At 57.1% G+C, this 16,440-nt stretch carries 14 protein-coding genes; 10 read left to right on the top strand and 4 right to left on the bottom strand.

Features of this window, described 5'->3' with window-relative positions:
* Positions 1-2,466, bottom strand: coding sequence for a hypothetical protein (locus tag Dpoa2040_RS12460; RefSeq protein WP_168641443.1), 2,466 nt, complete (start codon positions 2,464-2,466; stop codon positions 1-3).
* A 653-nt stretch (positions 2,467-3,119) separates the two neighbouring features.
* On the opposite strand from Dpoa2040_RS12460, the gene Dpoa2040_RS12465 reads away from it, so the two are divergent.
* From Dpoa2040_RS12465 to Dpoa2040_RS12495, 7 genes are all read left to right on the top strand, one after another.
* Positions 3,120-4,430 carry an ABC transporter substrate-binding protein gene (locus tag Dpoa2040_RS12465; protein WP_246867297.1) on the top strand — a complete coding sequence of 437 codons (1,311 nt, stop codon included), beginning with the start codon at positions 3,120-3,122 and terminating at the stop codon, positions 4,428-4,430.
* 9 nt (positions 4,431-4,439) lie between these two features.
* Positions 4,440-4,988: a glucosamine kinase gene (locus Dpoa2040_RS12470; RefSeq protein WP_042872704.1), complete on the top strand. Its 549-nt coding sequence runs from the start codon at positions 4,440-4,442 to the stop codon at positions 4,986-4,988.
* A complete protein-coding gene (locus tag Dpoa2040_RS12475) occupies positions 4,985-5,902 on the top strand; it encodes a BadF/BadG/BcrA/BcrD ATPase family protein (RefSeq protein ID WP_168641444.1) in 918 nt (305 codons plus the stop codon). Before Dpoa2040_RS12470 ends, Dpoa2040_RS12475 begins: the two co-directional genes overlap by 4 nt.
* 322 nt (positions 5,903-6,224) lie before the next feature.
* Positions 6,225-6,926, top strand: coding sequence for a metal ABC transporter ATP-binding protein (locus tag Dpoa2040_RS12480; protein WP_168641584.1), 702 nt, complete (start codon positions 6,225-6,227; stop codon positions 6,924-6,926).
* Positions 6,923-7,777 (top strand): metal ABC transporter permease, encoded by an 855-nt coding sequence (locus Dpoa2040_RS12485; RefSeq protein ID WP_168641445.1) that lies wholly within the window; start codon positions 6,923-6,925, stop codon positions 7,775-7,777. The genes Dpoa2040_RS12480 and Dpoa2040_RS12485 overlap by 4 nt, the downstream gene beginning before the upstream one ends.
* Before the next feature lie 54 nt (positions 7,778-7,831).
* Positions 7,832-8,710, top strand: a complete 879-nt coding sequence (locus Dpoa2040_RS12490; protein ID WP_042872705.1) for a metal ABC transporter substrate-binding protein — start codon at positions 7,832-7,834, stop codon at positions 8,708-8,710.
* A gap of 236 nt (positions 8,711-8,946) precedes the next feature.
* Positions 8,947-9,513 (top strand): TIGR00730 family Rossman fold protein, encoded by a 567-nt coding sequence (locus Dpoa2040_RS12495; protein ID WP_168641446.1) that lies wholly within the window; start codon positions 8,947-8,949, stop codon positions 9,511-9,513.
* A gap of 26 nt (positions 9,514-9,539) precedes the next feature.
* Here the strand turns inward: Dpoa2040_RS12495 and Dpoa2040_RS12500 are convergent, their stop codons facing one another.
* The 3 genes from Dpoa2040_RS12500 to Dpoa2040_RS12510 are packed head-to-tail and all read right to left on the bottom strand — an operon-like array spanning position 9,540 to position 12,652.
* Complete coding sequence (locus tag Dpoa2040_RS12500) at positions 9,540-10,358, bottom strand: DeoR/GlpR family DNA-binding transcription regulator (protein WP_042872709.1); 819 nt, start codon at positions 10,356-10,358, stop codon at positions 9,540-9,542.
* Positions 10,359-10,392: 34 nt separating this feature from the next.
* Positions 10,393-11,373: a D-threonate 4-phosphate dehydrogenase gene (locus Dpoa2040_RS12505; protein WP_042872710.1), complete on the bottom strand. Its 981-nt coding sequence runs from the start codon at positions 11,371-11,373 to the stop codon at positions 10,393-10,395.
* Positions 11,366-12,652 (bottom strand): four-carbon acid sugar kinase family protein, encoded by a 1,287-nt coding sequence (locus Dpoa2040_RS12510; protein WP_168641447.1) that lies wholly within the window; start codon positions 12,650-12,652, stop codon positions 11,366-11,368. Before Dpoa2040_RS12510 ends, Dpoa2040_RS12505 begins: the two co-directional genes overlap by 8 nt.
* Before the next feature lie 215 nt (positions 12,653-12,867).
* Here Dpoa2040_RS12510 and Dpoa2040_RS12515 point away from each other — a divergent pair, with 215 nt between their 5' ends.
* The 3 genes from Dpoa2040_RS12515 to Dpoa2040_RS12525 all read left to right on the top strand — a co-directional run bounded on the left by Dpoa2040_RS12515 (position 12,868) and on the right by Dpoa2040_RS12525 (position 16,440).
* Positions 12,868-14,004, top strand: a complete 1,137-nt coding sequence (locus tag Dpoa2040_RS12515; RefSeq protein ID WP_168641448.1) for an iron-containing alcohol dehydrogenase — start codon at positions 12,868-12,870, stop codon at positions 14,002-14,004.
* 92 nt (positions 14,005-14,096) lie between these two features.
* The gene (locus Dpoa2040_RS12520; RefSeq protein WP_168641449.1) at positions 14,097-14,981 is read left to right on the top strand and encodes a dihydrodipicolinate synthase family protein; all 885 of its coding nucleotides are present in this window, start codon (positions 14,097-14,099) and stop codon (positions 14,979-14,981) included.
* A 37-nt stretch (positions 14,982-15,018) separates the two neighbouring features.
* A complete protein-coding gene (locus Dpoa2040_RS12525; protein WP_168641450.1) occupies positions 15,019-16,440 on the top strand; it encodes a sodium:solute symporter family protein in 1,422 nt (473 codons plus the stop codon).

Genomic DNA, 16,440 nt, shown 5'->3' on the forward strand with positions numbered 1-16,440 from the left:
TTACCGATCCTCCTCGGTACGCTCAGGCATTACCGACACCGTGTCGGGAAAGACGAAAGTATGATGATTGACTGCGAACCCGCTCGCCGGATGCCAGCTCATCAGGCCGTAATCCGGGTCGTCAAACTGTGCTGCGCCGTCGTCAGACAGTTGTGCCTGACGATGGCGGAAACGTGCGATAAACGCCGGGAAATCTGTGGCGCCCTGTCCGCTATCCACCGCGATGTACCAGACGTTGCACTCGCCCGGCGCACGCACTTCGCTATCCGGCTGCCCGCCGTCCGGCGTATGGGTTTGCAGTCCAGCCGGGTTGTGCAGCGCGGCGTAGCCGTTGCCGCCGCGCACAAAGCACCAGTTCGGTTCCAGTACGACCTCGTCCAACGCGGCACGCGGCAGGTAGAGGTGTGTCCAGCGGCGCAGATCCTGCTGCAAGTCGAAGATCATCCAGGCACGATTGCGATGCTGCATCACATGCGGCAGGCGGCCATTCCCCGCCCAGTAAGACGGGCGGTGCACGCCATCCGGGCGATCCTCGCCGGGATGGTTAACCCACAATCGCGCGGCGTAATGACGACCCAGACGAATATCCAGCACATGCTGTTGATGCCCCGGCTGACCGGGGTGATGGTCAAATACGGAAGAAAACGCCACGTCCTGCTGTTTCCAGGCAATGACGCGGGCGCTGCGATTCAGCCCCTGCACCCAGCGCGCCTGCCCGCCTTGCGGTGACGGCCAGTGGGCAATGGCGCAGGATTCGTCAGGCGGCTGATACTGGCTCAGGCACAGCAACGGCAACGCGGCACAATGCGGAATCAGCCAGCCTTCGCCCCACATTAGCGCGCACAGCCCGGATAATTCAGTCAACATGCCGGAGCGCAGTTCTTTATCGTAAGCACGCCCCATGGTGCCGACTGCCACACCATTTTGGTGCACCCAGGCGGTCATCAGGAAAATACGGTCGATCACCGTGCGAGCGCGTTCACGCAGGCTTTCATCGCTGGCCAGTTCGGCTAACGCCACCAGCCCAATCAGATCGATGGGGTAATACGCCGCGGAGTTCCACTCCACCAGCCCGTGTTCCAGAATGGCATCGAACCATCTGTCCAGCCGCTGACGGGCGATAGCCTGCTGCTCGCGGCCCTGACGGCCACTACATACGAAGACTTCATCGGGAAAGTTTTGTCCGGCCAGATACTGCGCCACATGAAAACACAGGCAGTGGTTTTCGCTCCAAAACCACATGGTGTCGTTGCCCGGCTCATCGATCCAGTAACGGAAACCCAGGATCGCGCTGCGCACGCGCCGCCAGTCATGAGCCGCCAGCCGCTGGCCCTGATAGCGTTGCCACAGCCAGATCAGCGGCACCAGTTGAAAGTCGGCGCAATCTTCCCGGCGGCTGATTTTGTGCAGCGCCTGATTGAGGACAGGCAGGATGTTCGCCGTCCCTTCACCGGTAGCGAAAATTGCCAGCACCCGGCCAATGCGTTCAAAACCATGCAAAGCGGTGTGGCGCAGCAGGTAGTCGCGTCTGGCCGCCAGCGTCGGTAGCGCAGGCATGGTTTGTTTCGGCAGGCGGCCAAAGCTGATGCTGCGCATCAGGGTGATACCGCCGCACACCGCACGGCAGACCAGATCGTAATACCCCGCCAGTCCGTCCGGCAGCGTGACCTGCCAGCCGGTATTGTCTATCGCCAGTGACAACTGTTGCTGCCAGGACGGTACCGACTCGTTGACGTTGCACACCAGATGGTGCCGGATATCAACCGGCACCGGTAACGGCGTAGCGGCGCGCAGGGTCAGGGTATCGGTATCCGTCAGGTTATCGACCAGCGAAAGACTGTTGAGCCAGCGATCCAGCGCCCACATGCGTTCGTTGCAGGCCGCATCCGGCGCAACCTGCCAGCGCAGCGGCGTGTCATCAAGATAACGCAGGCTGAACAGGTAATCGGTATCGCGCTCGCACAACTCTTCGGCGTGCACCACTAAGGTATTCAGCCCCAGTTGCAGCGGCAGCGTCAGTTCGCATTGCTGCTCGGTATTGCGGCTAAACGGGGTAAAACGGCGGATCTGGCTGCCGTTGAGCCAGATGGTGACACCACCGCAGGTGGACAGCAGAAAGCGCGCGGTTTTCAGACCGTCGCTGTGCAAATAGCAGCGGGCGAAACGTTGCACATGCGTCGGGCACGGCCAGAAGTCGCTGAAATTGACCGACTGGCTGTCATCGCCGCCGCTCCACAGGGTATGAAAGCGGAGTTGCTCCGGCAGGCTGACAGTGCGCGGCGCCGTTTCCCGCAGAAAACGTACCCGACAAGGCAATACACCGACATCCACAAAGCCATTAATAAAACGATAATTGACCGTATCCGGCAAGGTATCCGCTTCTGCGGGATAATATTTTTCCTGCAGCTCGGTAATCATAAACCGGTTAATCACGTTATTTTTCTTTAATACCCAACCGATATTCATGGCGAATCCTTGTTACGGTTCGAACGAATAAATGGAATAGCGAAAACCTATTACCCAAAAAACTTATTACCCAATAAAAAAATCCAATAAATAATAAACGTCTGACAGTATTTATTTGCACTATTATCGTGCGCGCCATGCCTTTATTTGGCGCAATGCAATTTTCCAATACCAGACTCAGTATGAGCAAGCTGATAATGCAAATTTTGCATTATCAGGCAATTTGCACTTAACATCGTATTTTTGCATTATAGAGTAAATTATCGCATGAACAATATGCGATTCTTATCACAAAAAGATGTTGACTCAGTGTTATGTCGAAATATATTTAATATGCCTCACAAAAAAGAATGCCATTTTTGTTCATGATAAACTGCCACACGGCATTATTAATGCAAATTTGCATTCATATACCCAAAATAATTCGAGTTGCAGGAAGGCGGCAAGTGAGCGAATCCCGATGAGCTTACTCAGGTAAGTGATTCGGGTGAGCGAACGCAGCCAACACACCTGCAACTTGAAGTATGACGGGTATACATCAGGGATTGTCGAATATACCCGAAGTAATAGCGTAATAATGCCAACGCACCTGTAACTTGAAGTATGACGGGTATAAACGGGTATATATCCAGAACCATAATGGGTGGGAGAAAATGATGAATCGCTATCAGCACGCGCTGTTATTATCCTTCATGACGCTGGGCGCTTTTGCCAGCAGCAACGCCATTGCCACCAAAACACAAATTACTTTTTTATACAGCGACGACGACCCGGAACTGGTCCATTTTATGGAACAGAAGGTGAAGACGTTTTCACAAAACAACGATCATATTGACGTGAATTTCGTCAGCACCGGCTATAACGCGTTGCAAACCCAACTGCCGATGCAACTGGCCGCCGGTCTGGGACCGGATATCGCTAAAACTACCCAGATGGGCCTGCTCTCCTACACCCTCGACCTGCGCCCTTATCTGGCCGACCCTGCCGGGTTTGAAAAACGCTACGGCGCCGGCATTGAAAAAATTATGCGCATCAAAGGGGTACACAAGGATAACGCGCTGCCCGGCTTTGTCGCCTCCTGGACTGCCGACCTGCCGTTCGTCAACGTGACGTTATTCCAGCAAGCCGGCGTGCCGCTGCCGCAACCGGGTTATACCCTGGAACAACTGATGCAGGCGTCGAAACAGGTTGCAGCCAAAACCGGCGTCGCCATTCCCTTTACCATCGACCGCAGCGGTTTTCGCTTCTCCGGCCCGGCATACTCCTACGGCACGCGCTACGACAAAGACGGCCAGATTAATTTCCCGGACGCCGCTGCGCAGGCGTGGATCAAAGACCTGAAACGTTGGTCAGACGAGGGGATTTTCCCGCGTGAAATGTGGGGCGCCGCCGGCGGCGGTCAGTACAAGAGCATGGCGGACGACTTTGTGAACGGCAACATCGTCACCTATTTTTCCGGCAACTGGCAGTTGAACCAGTTCAGCAAGCAGATTGGCAACGGTTTCGACTGGAAAATGTTGCCCGCTCCCTGCAAGGAAAAATGCATTTCGATGGGCGGCGCCACCTTCATCATGCCGTTCAAAACCAGCAAGCACCCGAAAGAAGTGGCGGAGTTCATGGAATGGCTGGGCAGCGACGCTATCCAGCGTGAAATCGCCGAGCACTTCAACATCATCGTCGGCGCCGATATTCCGGATCTGCACTACCAGACTAAAGATCAGCACGTAATCGACGGGTTAAACACCGCCCGCGCCGAGATAGCCAAGATCCCGGCTTATGTGTTCGATTGGGAAAAAATGGAAAGTCTGGGCGGCAACGAGCTTTACCCGATCATCCTGACCCGTTTTACCCAGTATCTGAACAATCAGGTGTCGTATGACGAGTTCCTGCGCCTGACGGAAAACGACGTGAAACGGCTCAATCAAACCATCGTCGCCAACCGGCAACAGCAGAAAGCCCAGTAACGCAACGGTATGGAACACCCGCTGATTCATCTACCTTTCGATGGCGACGCCCCGTTTGACTGGCAGACGGAAAATGCCGTCTGCCAGCAACGCTGGCCGGATGAAGACCGTTTTCTGGTCGTCACCGGCACCTTCACCCGGTTGTTGTGCTGGCGGCAGGGACGGCTGCAACGCTATGGCGGCAACCTGTTTCCGGTGGGCGACCCGGCCAGTCAGGCACGGCTTGGGCTGTGGGGCGTGCAGGCGATGCTACAGGCGGTGGAAGGCATAACGCCGCTGACGCCGCTAGCTGATACCTTGTTTGCCCGTTTCAACCACCACATTGAACAGGTGGTGGACTGGTCGAAGCTGGCGCAGGCCGATGATTACGCCGCGCTGGCCGCCGACATTCTCGCGCAGCCGGACGACGCACTGGCGGTGCCGCTGCTGCAACGCTGCGCCGGTGAACTGGCGGCGCTGCTAAGGGTGCCCGAAGCGCCCCCGCTGGAACAAGTCTGCTTTAGCGGCGCGCTGGCGGCGGCCTGTCTCCCCTATCTTGCTCAGGAGAGCCGCTTATGACCGCAACCACCGCATCTGATGCCAGTAAAACACCTTATGCCGATGAAACGCTGTACGCCGGTGTTGATGGCGGCGGTACCGGCTGCCGGGCGCGTATTTATCGGGCTGACGGCACGCCGCTCGGACAAGGTGTCGGAGGCCGCGCCAATCTGCTGCTGGGCGTGGAAACGGTGCGTCAGGCGGTAGACGAAGCCCTGCTGCACGCGCTGAAACACAGCGGATTGAGTGAACAGGACCGTGCGCGTCTGCACGTTGGGCTGGCATTGGCTGGCGCGGAACACCGCAGCGCCTATCAGGCGTTTCTGGCCTTGCCGCACGCCTGCGCCGCGCAGGTGCTGAATACCGATGCGTTGGGAGCCTGCCTGGCAGTCAATCAGGGGGATGACGCCGGCGTGGTCATCGCCGGCACCGGTTCCTGTGGGCTGGCATGGCATCAACACATCATCACCGCCTATGGCGGCCACGAATTCCCGATATCCGATCAAGGCAGCGGTGCGCGTCTTGGGCTGGCGGCCCTGCAATACCTATGGGGCGTCAGGCAAGGTTGGGCTACGCCGTCGGCATTCAGTCGGCAACAGGCGCTGCCGTTTGATAACGACGCAGACGCCACAGCCTGGCTGAAGCAGGCCAAACCGGGCGACTACGCCCGCTTCGCCCGGCCAGTGTTTGACTGCGCCCGTCAGGGCGATGCGCTGGCAACCAGCCTGCTGCAACAGACCGCCCGCGAGATTGAAGGGCTGCTGGCGGCAGTGGCTGAACATGCACCACCCCGCCTGTCGCTGATGGGCAGCATCGGCTTGCATATCCGGCCCTGGCTGTCCGAAACATGGCAACAACGGTTGTCACCCCCCAATGGCGACGCGCTGGACGGCGCACGGCTGCTCGCGGTACACGGCTACGCGCTCTACGCCTGACGTTCTTGTTCTCTGATCGCAAGGCGCGCGAAGGTAACGCGTGCCTGTAAAATGCCCAACGGAAACGGCGCAACGGCGATACACTCCACGTCTCTTCTCCCCCTGCCTCCCCCTGCAATATCTGACTCATCATCCCCTGATGCGTCAAACGCACTTTTTTAGCGCTCCCTTCCCTCATCAAAATTGTTATGTTATAACATTAAAATAAACAGGAGGGTGATGTGACCAGTCTTTACGCTTTTTCCGCCGTGGCCCGGCTGGGTATCGCCAGTGTTTTACTGGCGTTGTTATGGGGTTTGATTTCCTGGGCGGTAGCGCTGGCATGATTGCATTACATACGCTGACGTTTGGCTATCCGGGCCAGCCCCCGTTGGGTACGCTGAACGGTTGCTTTGAAAGCGGTTCGCTGACCGCGATTATCGGCGCTAACGGCACCGGTAAATCTACCCTGCTCAAAACGCTGGCGGGTCTGTTGCCGCCGCTTGGCGGTCATTTCTGCATGGCCGCGCCGTCGCGTCGCCAGTTGGGTTACCTGCCGCAACTGGCTGAATTTGATCGCCAGTTTCCGCTCAGCGTCAACGATCTGGTGCTGATGGGGTGCGTCCCGCACTGCGGCATGTTTGGCCGTATTTCCGGTGCATGGCGAAAAAAAGCCCTCGACGCACTGGATACCGTCGGTATGGCGGAATTCGCTCAGGCGCACATCGGCACGCTTTCTGGCGGCCAGTTACAGCGGGTGCTGTTTGCCCGGCTGCTGGTGATGCAGTCACCGGTGATCCTGCTGGATGAACCCTTTACCGGTATCGATGCCCAGACCACCCGCACCCTGCTGGCGGTAATCCAGCAATTGCATCACCAAGGGCGCACCATTCTGGCGGTACTGCATGACCTGGAACAGGTAGAAGCCCATTTCCCCCGCGTACTGATGCTCCGCACCGAAGATCACTGCTGGGGCGACAGCCACGACGTGCTGCCCACCTCATCTTTCGCTGCCCCTGCGCCGCAACTGAGGCTGGTGCCATGACGCTGCTGCATCTGTTGACTGAACCGTTCGGCGATTTCGGTTTTATGCGCCGGGCGCTGGTGGGCTGTCTGGCGCTGACGCTGAGCGCCGCGCCGCTCGGCTGTTTTTTGTTGCTGCGCCGTATGAGCCTGATCGGCGATGCGCTGTCTCACGCGGTGTTACCCGGCGTGGCGATAGGCTACCTGATTTCCGGCATGTCGCTGGTAGCGATGGGTGTGGGCGGCTTTATCGCCGGGCTGGCGGTGGCGATGCTGTCCGGCGTGGTCAGCCGCCATACCGAACTGAAGGAAGACGCCAGTTTCGCCGGGTTCTATCTCGGTTCGCTGGCGCTGGGCGTCACCCTGGTATCGCTGCGCGGTTCCAGCGTCGATCTGCTGCATGTGCTGTTCGGCTCTATTTTGGCTATCGACGCCAATGCGCTGATCACCATCGGCATGATTAGTTCCTGTTCAGTGCTGGTGCTGGCGTTGATCTACCGGGCGCTGGTGATCGAATCGTTCGATGTCACCTTCCTGAAGATCCTGTCGCGCCAGTCACGAGCACTGATCCACGGCCTGTTTCTGTCGCTGGTGGTGCTGAATCTGGTAGCAGGATTCCAGTTGCTCGGCACGCTGATGGCGGTCGGTATGATGATGCTGCCCGCCGCCTGCGCCCGTTTCTGGACCCAGCGCCTGCCGGTCATGCTGCTGACCGCGGTAGGCATCGGCGCTGGCGCCAGTCTGGTAGGGCTGACCTGGTCTTATTACGCCGACCTGCCCGCCGGCCCGGCGGTAATCCTCACCACGACGTTGTTGTTCTGTTTTTCGGTTCTGTTCGGTTCCAATGGCGGCATGTTGCGTAGGCGCCGCTGACACCTGATGGTTTTGCATGACAATTTTGCATGACAAACACGCTAAGAGGAAAAAATGAAACGTTCTATTTTGATTATGGCGCTGTCCAGCCTGCTGCTAAGCCCACTGGCAATGGCAAAGGCGTTGAATGTGGTGGCAAGTTTTTCGGTGCTGGGCGACATGGTCAGCCAGATTGGCGGTCAGCACGTACACGTCACCGATTTGGTGCAGCCGAACGGCGATCCGCATGAATTCGAGCCATCGCCAAAAGACAGCAAAACCCTGGCGCAGGCCGACGTGGTGTTCGTCAACGGGCTGGGGCTGGAAGGTTGGCTGGACCGGTTGGTTAACGCTTCCGGCTACAAAGGCGAGGTGATCACCGCCTCCACAGGCATCAAGACGCTGAAAATGGAAGAAGACGGCAAAACGGTAACCGACCCGCACGCCTGGAACAGTATGAAAAACGGCATCACCTACGCCCACAACATCGTTAATGCACTGGTGAAAGCGGACCCGGAACACGCCGACGACTACCGCAAACAGGGCGATAGCTACATTCAGCAGTTACAACAGTTGGATAACTACGCTACCCAGACGTTTGCCGCCATTCCCAAAGAAAAGCGCAAAGTGCTGACCAGTCACGACGCGTTTGGCTATTTTGCCGCCGCTTACGGCGTACAGTTCCTGTCGCCTGTCGGTTACTCCACCGAGTCGGAAGCCAGCAGCAAAACCGTGGCTAAACTGATTAATCAGATCAAGAAAGAGCATGTGAAGTTGTACTTTATTGAGAACCAGACCGACCCACGGCTGGTGAAGCAGATTGCTGATGCCAGCGGCGCGCAGCCGGGCGGCGAGCTTTACCCGGAAGCGCTGACCGACAGCAACGGCCCTGCCGCCACTTACACCGCGGCGTTCAGGCACAATGTCGATACCATCGCAGTCGGCATGAAATAAATCATCAGGTTGCCCGGTATCGCCGGGCAACCGTATAGCTATCCTCCACTCTGCGCCCTCCGCACCACGCTCCCCCGTTCCTGCCGCGCCACAAATCCGATTATCGTCCGATAGCCCCTTATTTCGGTTTCGATTATGCTGATGGCGCGCGTTAACTCTGCGGTTCATCGTGCGGATTCATACAGCATTCGCCCCGCCGACAGCACCGAGAAACTCTGTTCACATGAAGGAAGACTATGTTGAAATTCGGCGTATTTTGCGGTTCCGCCCCCGGAAACAATGTGATTTACCAGCAACAAACGCAAGCCCTGATCCGTTATCTGGTCGGCCACAACGCCGGAATTGTCTACGGCGGCGGAAAAGTAGGCCTGATGGGGCTGGTGGCGGATACCGCACTGGCCTGCGGCGGCCAGGTAACCGGGGTTATCCCAAAACATTTGGTGGATAAGGAGCTGGCGCACCCGGCGCTGACCGAACTGGTGATCACCGAAGACATGCACGCACGCAAAGCGAAAATGGCGGCGCTGTCAGACGTGTTTATCGCGCTGCCGGGCGGTGCCGGTACGCTGGAAGAGATCATCGAACAGTGGACCTGGGCGCAGTTGGGCCTGCACCACAAAGCCTGCATCCTGTTCAACGTCAACGGTTACTATGACGGCTTTATCGATTTTGTCACCCGAACCGTTCAGGATGGCTTCATGAAGCAGGATTATCTCGACATGCTGATCATTTCAGACCATCCCGAAACGGTGCTGGACAAGGCGCTGTCTTATCAGCCGCCCAAAGCCAAGTGGGATAAATAACCGTATCGACAGGCGAAAACCGCCGCTCAGCGGTCTGCCACGTTGACCAGTTGCAACGTAAACGGCTGCGCCCGCAACTGACGTTCCACCTCCGGCGACAATGCGCTGTCGGTGATGATATCGGTCAGTTCAGACAACGGCGACACGCAAAACAGCGAGTAAGCGCCATATTTGCTGCTGTCAGCCAGTAACACCCGGCGGCTGGCGTTCATGCCCAGATCCTGCTTGATGCCGGCTTTTTCTTCGGTGGGTGTGGTGACGCCTTTCTCCAGACTCCAGGAGTTGCAGCTGATAAATGCAATATCCGGATAGATACTGCGCAGTAAACGGCGGCCATGCTCACCGATGCACGACTGGCTGCTGTCGTCGATACGTCCGCCGATGATCGTCACTTCAATCTGTTTGAACTCTGAGAGAAACAACGCTATCTGCAAATCGGCGGTAATCACCCGCAGCGGCAGATGCGTCAGGTTGCGCGCCAGCTCCAGCATGGTGGTGCCGGCATCCAGCACCACTGCGTTGCCCGGCTGCACCAGCGTGGCCGCCTGTCGCGCGATGGCTTGTTTCTCCACCAGGCTACGTTGCAGCTTTTCATTGGTGGTCGGCTGAGAAGGGATAAAGCGATTAAGCGTCACCCCGCCGTGGCTACGGCTGATGACGCCCTGCTCGTCGAGCTTGATCAAATCGCGGCGAATCGTCGCCGGGGACGCATCAATAACCGTCACAAGTTCATCCACCGTCACCAGATTATGGCTTTTCAGATAATCCAGAATCTGATCGAGACGGCTTTGTCCTCTCACTCGTTCTCCAGTTACACGCAACGTATCAGTCAATGTGTACCCCACAACGTATTCAACAGGTTCCCTACCGCAAATTCTATCAGGCTAGTTGCATCGCCAGTTTGATGGAGATCGCCATGCTGTCAGACTTCGCTTTACCTGTCCAGGCGATATCAAACGCAGTGCCATGATCCGCCGAAGTGCGGATAAACGGCAGCCCGGCGGTGATATTCACGCCATCATAAAAGCCCAGCAGCTTGAGTGGAATATGGCCCTGATCGTGGTACATCGCCACTACCATATCGTATTGCCCCTCGTACGCTTGCAGGTAGACGGTATCCGGCGGGCACGGGCCGTAAGCGTCGATGCCTTTGGCTTTCATCGCCTCGATGGACGGGCCAACAATCTTGATCTCTTCGTCGCCGAACAGACCATTTTCGCCCGCGTGCGGGTTCACCCCGGCTACGGCGATGCGCGGCGCCTGATAACCGACGCGTTTCAGGAAAGTATCCGCCATGGCAATCACGGTTTCCACCCGATCACGGTTAAGCGTATCCAGGAATTTACGCAGCGCAATGTGGGTAGTGACGTGAATCACCTTCAGTTTGTCGGTGTACAGCACCATGGCGTAGTCACGGCTGTGGGTCAGCTTCGCCAGCAGTTCAGTATGCCCCGGATAGAGGTGCCCGGCGGAGTGCAACGCTTCCTTGTTAAGCGGCGCGGTGGCGATAGCATGAACCTCACCGGCCATCGCTAATTCGGTCGCACGCTTCACACAACGATACGCCAGATCGCCTGCTTGTGGCTGCACCACCCCTTGCTTCAGGCCTTGCGGGTCGTCCAGCGGTTCGTTGATCACGTTGATAACGCCGGGAGCGAAATGGGCATCGGCAGGACGCTCGATTTCATTGAGCTCCACCTGCGGTACAACACCTAACGCCAGAATACGGCGCAGCGTCTGTACGCAGCCCACCACCACCGCCGGCGCGCCGGACAGTTCACCTTCGGCCAACGATTTGATGATGATTTCCGGACCGATGCCAGCCGGGTCGCCCATGGTTACCGCAATAATTTTACTCACACACGCTCTCCTCAATAAAACGCAATACATTCAGCAGGGTGGCCTCATCGCCAAACCCGCCCGCTTTCGTCATGACAGGAATATCCCCAACCAGACTGTCCAGCAGATGCCCCCAGGGTACACAAGAAGCAATCTGCCCTTTAATGCGAAATCCGCTGGCCTGCAGCGTCGTTGCCGCGGCAATGGCGATATCCCCGCCGGATAAATAGAGTCCGCCCGGCTGCTGACGCTGCACAATGCGCCGCGTCAGTTCCCCCAGTCGGCGACTGATAGTCTCGCCCAGTTGCTGGCGGCTCATGCCGTAGCGCTGGCACAGCGCGTCCACCTCAAATCGCTGGTTATCATCGCGGCAGGTACGAATTACGCAATGGTGACCCGCCGCCAGTTCCACCGCCGCCTGCTGACTGATCTGCACCAGCAAGCTGTCGCCAGCCGCCAGTAATCCGGCAATATCCACATCGATTAGCTGAACATTCGGTCGCTGGCTGACTGCATTAATCTGCAATTGAGCGATTTCACTCATCGAACCAATCACTGCCAGCAAGGCGCGGCAGGAGGCCGGAAACGTCAGATGCTGCGCCAGCGCCTCGCTCAACCCAGCCGAGCCAACCAGCAACGGCTTTTCTGCCAGTTGAGCCGCGGCGTGAATAATATGGTCAAGATCCTGGCGGCACTCAGCATCCAGCACCACCAGCCGCACGCCGCTATCGCTTAGCTGTTGCAGGCGTGTCGCCAGCTTGTCGTCACGAACCTCGTTCAGGGACAGCGTCGTCTGAGACAGTGCCGTCTGTTCTGCCAGACGCTCACCAATGGACGCCGAGCGCACCGGCGTTTTCGGGTCGCTGGCGAATTCGGTGTCGGTCAGCACTCTGCCGTGCACCCATACCTGACCGCCACGAGTGATACGGCCCAGCGCCGGTGCGGCAGGTGCAATCAATGCCAGCGATAAACCCGCTGCGTTGAGCGCGGCTTCAATTTCCGCGCCTGGATTGCCGCGCAGGGTAGAGTCCACCTTTTTGACAATCCAGCCGCGCGCACCGGTTTTGCACCACTGCGCCACCGCTTGCGCGGTGCGCTCCGCCGCCAGTGAAGCCGCGACGGCACGGCTGTCGGTATTCACCACCAGCGCGTCATCCGACTGCCCGGAATGGATCGCCTCGGCGTCAAACATCACATTTACCCGCGCCCCCTGCAGCGCCAGCCCGACGCCCGCATCGTTCGCGCCGGTGAAGTCATCTGCCACCACCATTACCTGGGTCAATTCACGCCCGTCCGGCATAGCCGTTCTCCATCAGTTCCATCACCTGTATTTGATTATATTAAATCACGATTGATTATATGTGAACAAAATCAAATTATTCAAAACCAATTTCACCTATAAATTAGTCCACAGAATGCGAGAAAAACGATTTTTTTCTATCAATAAGTAGATATGTGATTGAAAAAAATCAGACCTATCCAGCTGAAGTCACAGCAAAAAGACAAGGTACCAGTATGAATATCAACAGCACCCTCATCAGCGGTTATCAGGCACTTCAGGATCTGAGTTATCTCCTGCACGGCAGGCAGCACATACTGTTGGTGACGGACAAAAATATCGTGGGGCTGGCCGGGGTACAGGCCCTGATTGCGCAATTAAAGGCAGGCGTGCCGCAACTTTCCCTGATTGATAACGTGCCAGCCGAACCCAGCCAGCATGACGTTGCCGCCGTACTGCAACAGCTGCCGGCCACGCAGCCGGATCTGGTGGTCGGCGTGGGCGGCGGCAGCGTACTGGACGTTGCCAAGCTGCTGTCGCTGCTGTGCTCCGGTGAAGAAGGCATCACGCTCGATAGTTTGCTGGAAGGCCGCAAGCCGACACGACGCACCACCTCGCTGCTGATTCCAACCACTGCGGGCACCGGTTCCGAAGCCACGCCGAATGCCATTTTGGCTATTCCGGAAAAAGAAACCAAAGTCGGGATTATCACCCCGGTGATGCTGCCGGATTACGTGGCGCTGGTGCCGGAGCTGACCACCAGTATGCCGGCGCACATCGCCGCCTCAACCGGCATTGACGCGCTGTGCCACCTGATCGAATGCTTCACCGCCACCATCGCCAACCCGGTGGCCGACAACTATGCGCTGATCGGCATGAAAAAGCTGTTCGCCAACATCGATACCGCGGTGAACGAACCTTCCAATCTGGAAGCGCGCCTGAATATGCTGTGGGCCTCCTACTATGGCGGCGCGTCTATCGCCCACTCCGGCACCCATCTGGTGCACGCCATGTCTTATCCGTTAGGCGGCAAATACCACATTCCACACGGGGTGGCGAACGCCATTTTGCTGGCGCCTTGTATGCGCTTTGTTCAACACGCTGCGGCGGAAAAATTCGCGCAAGCCTATGACCTGCTGCCGGATGCCAACCCGTCGCTCACCACCGAACAAAAAGCCGCCGCATTGGTGGACTACTTCACCGCGCTGGTGAAACGCCTGAATCTGCCATCTTCGCTGCAGCAACTGGGGATAAGCCCGGATCACCTGCCGTATCTGGTGGAATCCGCACTGCAGGTACAGCGGCTGATGAAAAACGTCCCGACTACCGTGACGGCACAAGACGTTCACGCCATTTATTCAACGCTGTTTTAACCGTGGGTTTTCACCATTTGTTTTAACAAATGGTTGAACTACGTGTTTAACAACGTCGCTCTGGATGATGAAGATAACGAGGAACAATAACGATGACTAAAGCGATTACAGGCGTATTGACAGCAATCGTCACGCCTTTTGACCATCAGGGGGAGTTCAGCCCCGCCGCCATGCGCCAGCAGGTTCAACGCCAGATGCGCTACGGCAACGGCATTTTCTGTAACGGCACCAACGGTGAATTCTTTGTATTGCACACCGATGAGAAAGTGGCCGTTACCGAAACTTGCGTCAATGAAGCCGCAGGTAAGGTGCCGGTCGTCGCACATATCGGCGAAATCTCTACCCGCGAAACCATCAAGCTCGGCAAACGCATCGCTGCGCTGGGCGTGGATGCGGTATCCGTGATCACCCCGTATTTCGTGCCGCTCAAACAAAGCGAGCTGATCGACCACTACCGTGCCGTGGCAGACGCGCTGCCGGTGCCGGTGTTCATGTACAACATTCCGGCTCGTACCGGCAATACGCTGCAACCGGAAACGGTGCGGACTCTGGCCGAGCACCCGAACATCATCGGCATCAAGGACAGCGCCGGCAGCTACGAAAGCCTGAGCGGTTTCCTGCAGGCCGTGAAAGATATGCCGAACTGCGACGTGCTCAACGGCCCGGATTCGCTGATCCATCAGGGGTTTGTCGATGGTTGTTCCGCCTGTATTTCCGGTCTTGCCAACGTGGCGCCCAAAGCCATCAGCGAGATCTGGCATCGCTTCCACGCCGGAGATATTGAAGGCTCCCGTCAGGCGCAGGAACAGGTGAGTGAACTGCGTAAAACGCTCTACGCGGTAGCGTTCTCACCTGCTGTGGTGAAAAAAGCGCTGGTACTGATGGGGCAGGACGTGGGCGTCAGCCGCTACCCGATTGCGTTCTCAGCACAAGACGAAGAGACCATTCGCGCCATCATCGCACCGTTCGCTGAGTGAATAAAAACAAACTTCTACAGCTACAGGATCGAAAACCATGAACCATTTTGATCTGACAGACACACTGATTATCGTTGGGATAATTGTGTGCTATATCGCCCTCACCTCCTGGCTAACCCTGCGCCTGCGCAGTAACTCCAACGCGGAGTTCATGGAAGGCTCACGCGCGCTGCCGGCCTTTATCGTCGGCATCCTGCTGATGACCGAATTTATCGGCGCCAAGTCTACGGTCGGTACCTCGCAAGCCGCCTTTGAAAGCGGTATCGCGGCCTCCTGGTCGGTGATCGGCGCCGCCATCGGCTTCCTGCTGTTCGGGATGATTCTGGTGAAAAAGATCTATAACACCGGGAAAATCACCATTTCTGGCGCTATCGCCGAACGTTACGGCAATACCACCAAAAACATTATTTCCATCATCATGATCTACGCACTGCTGCTGGTTAACGTGGGTAACTACGTCAGCGGCGCGGCGGCCATCTCCACCGTGCTGAAAGTCAGCCTGCCGGTAGCCGCACTGATTACCGCCATCGTCAGTACCTTCTATTTCTACTTCGGTGGTATTAAAGGCGTTGCCTACGTCACGCTGATCCACAGCGGCCTGAAATATGTTGGGGTGATGATCATTCTGTTCGTGGCGCTGAAAATGACCGGCGGCATCACGCCGATGGTCGAGAAAATGCCGGAATTTTACTGGACCTGGGATGGATCTATCGGCGCCAGCACCATCGGTGCGTGGCTTATCGGCACCATCGGCTCCATTTTCTGTACCCAGTTCGTGATTCAGGCTATCGCCTCCACTAAAGATGAAAAATCCGCCAAACGTGCGACCTGGATTGCATTCCTGTTCTGTATGCCGATCGCCATTGCAATTGCCATCATCGGTGTCGCGGCCAAATTCGTACACCCGGAAATCAAGAGTCTGTACGCGTTGCCCATCTTCCTGCAGGACATGAACCCGTGGCTGGCTGGTGTGGTCACCACCTCGCTGGTCGCTTCTATCTTCATCAGCGTGAGTACCGTGGCGCTGGCTATCGCCTCGCTGATCGTGAAAGATTTCTATGTGCCGTACTGCAAACCAACGCCGGAAAAAGAGTTCAAGATGACCCGCGTGTTCTCGCTGATCATCGGCTTCCTGCCGCTGGTGTTCGTGCTGCTGGTGCCGGAAGTACTGAAACTGTCGTTCTTCACCCGTGCGATTCGTCTGTCGATTTCCGTGGTGGCGATGGTCGCCTTCTACCTGCCGTTCTTCAGTAGCGCCCGTGGCGTCAACGCCGGGCTGATCCTGTCCTGCGTGGTCACCTCAGTCTGGTACATTATGGGTAACCCGTTCGGCATCGATAACATGTACATTGCGCTGGCGACCCCGGCTGTGGTGATGGTCATTGACCGCTTGATTCCTAATAACGCGGCTAAAACCCAACAGCACACCGAATCATCCGTACCTCATTCTGGAGTATAA

The sequence above is a fragment of the Dickeya sp. CFBP 2040 genome (genome assembly GCF_012273755.1).
GTDB lineage: Bacteria > Pseudomonadota > Gammaproteobacteria > Enterobacterales > Enterobacteriaceae > Dickeya > Dickeya poaceiphila.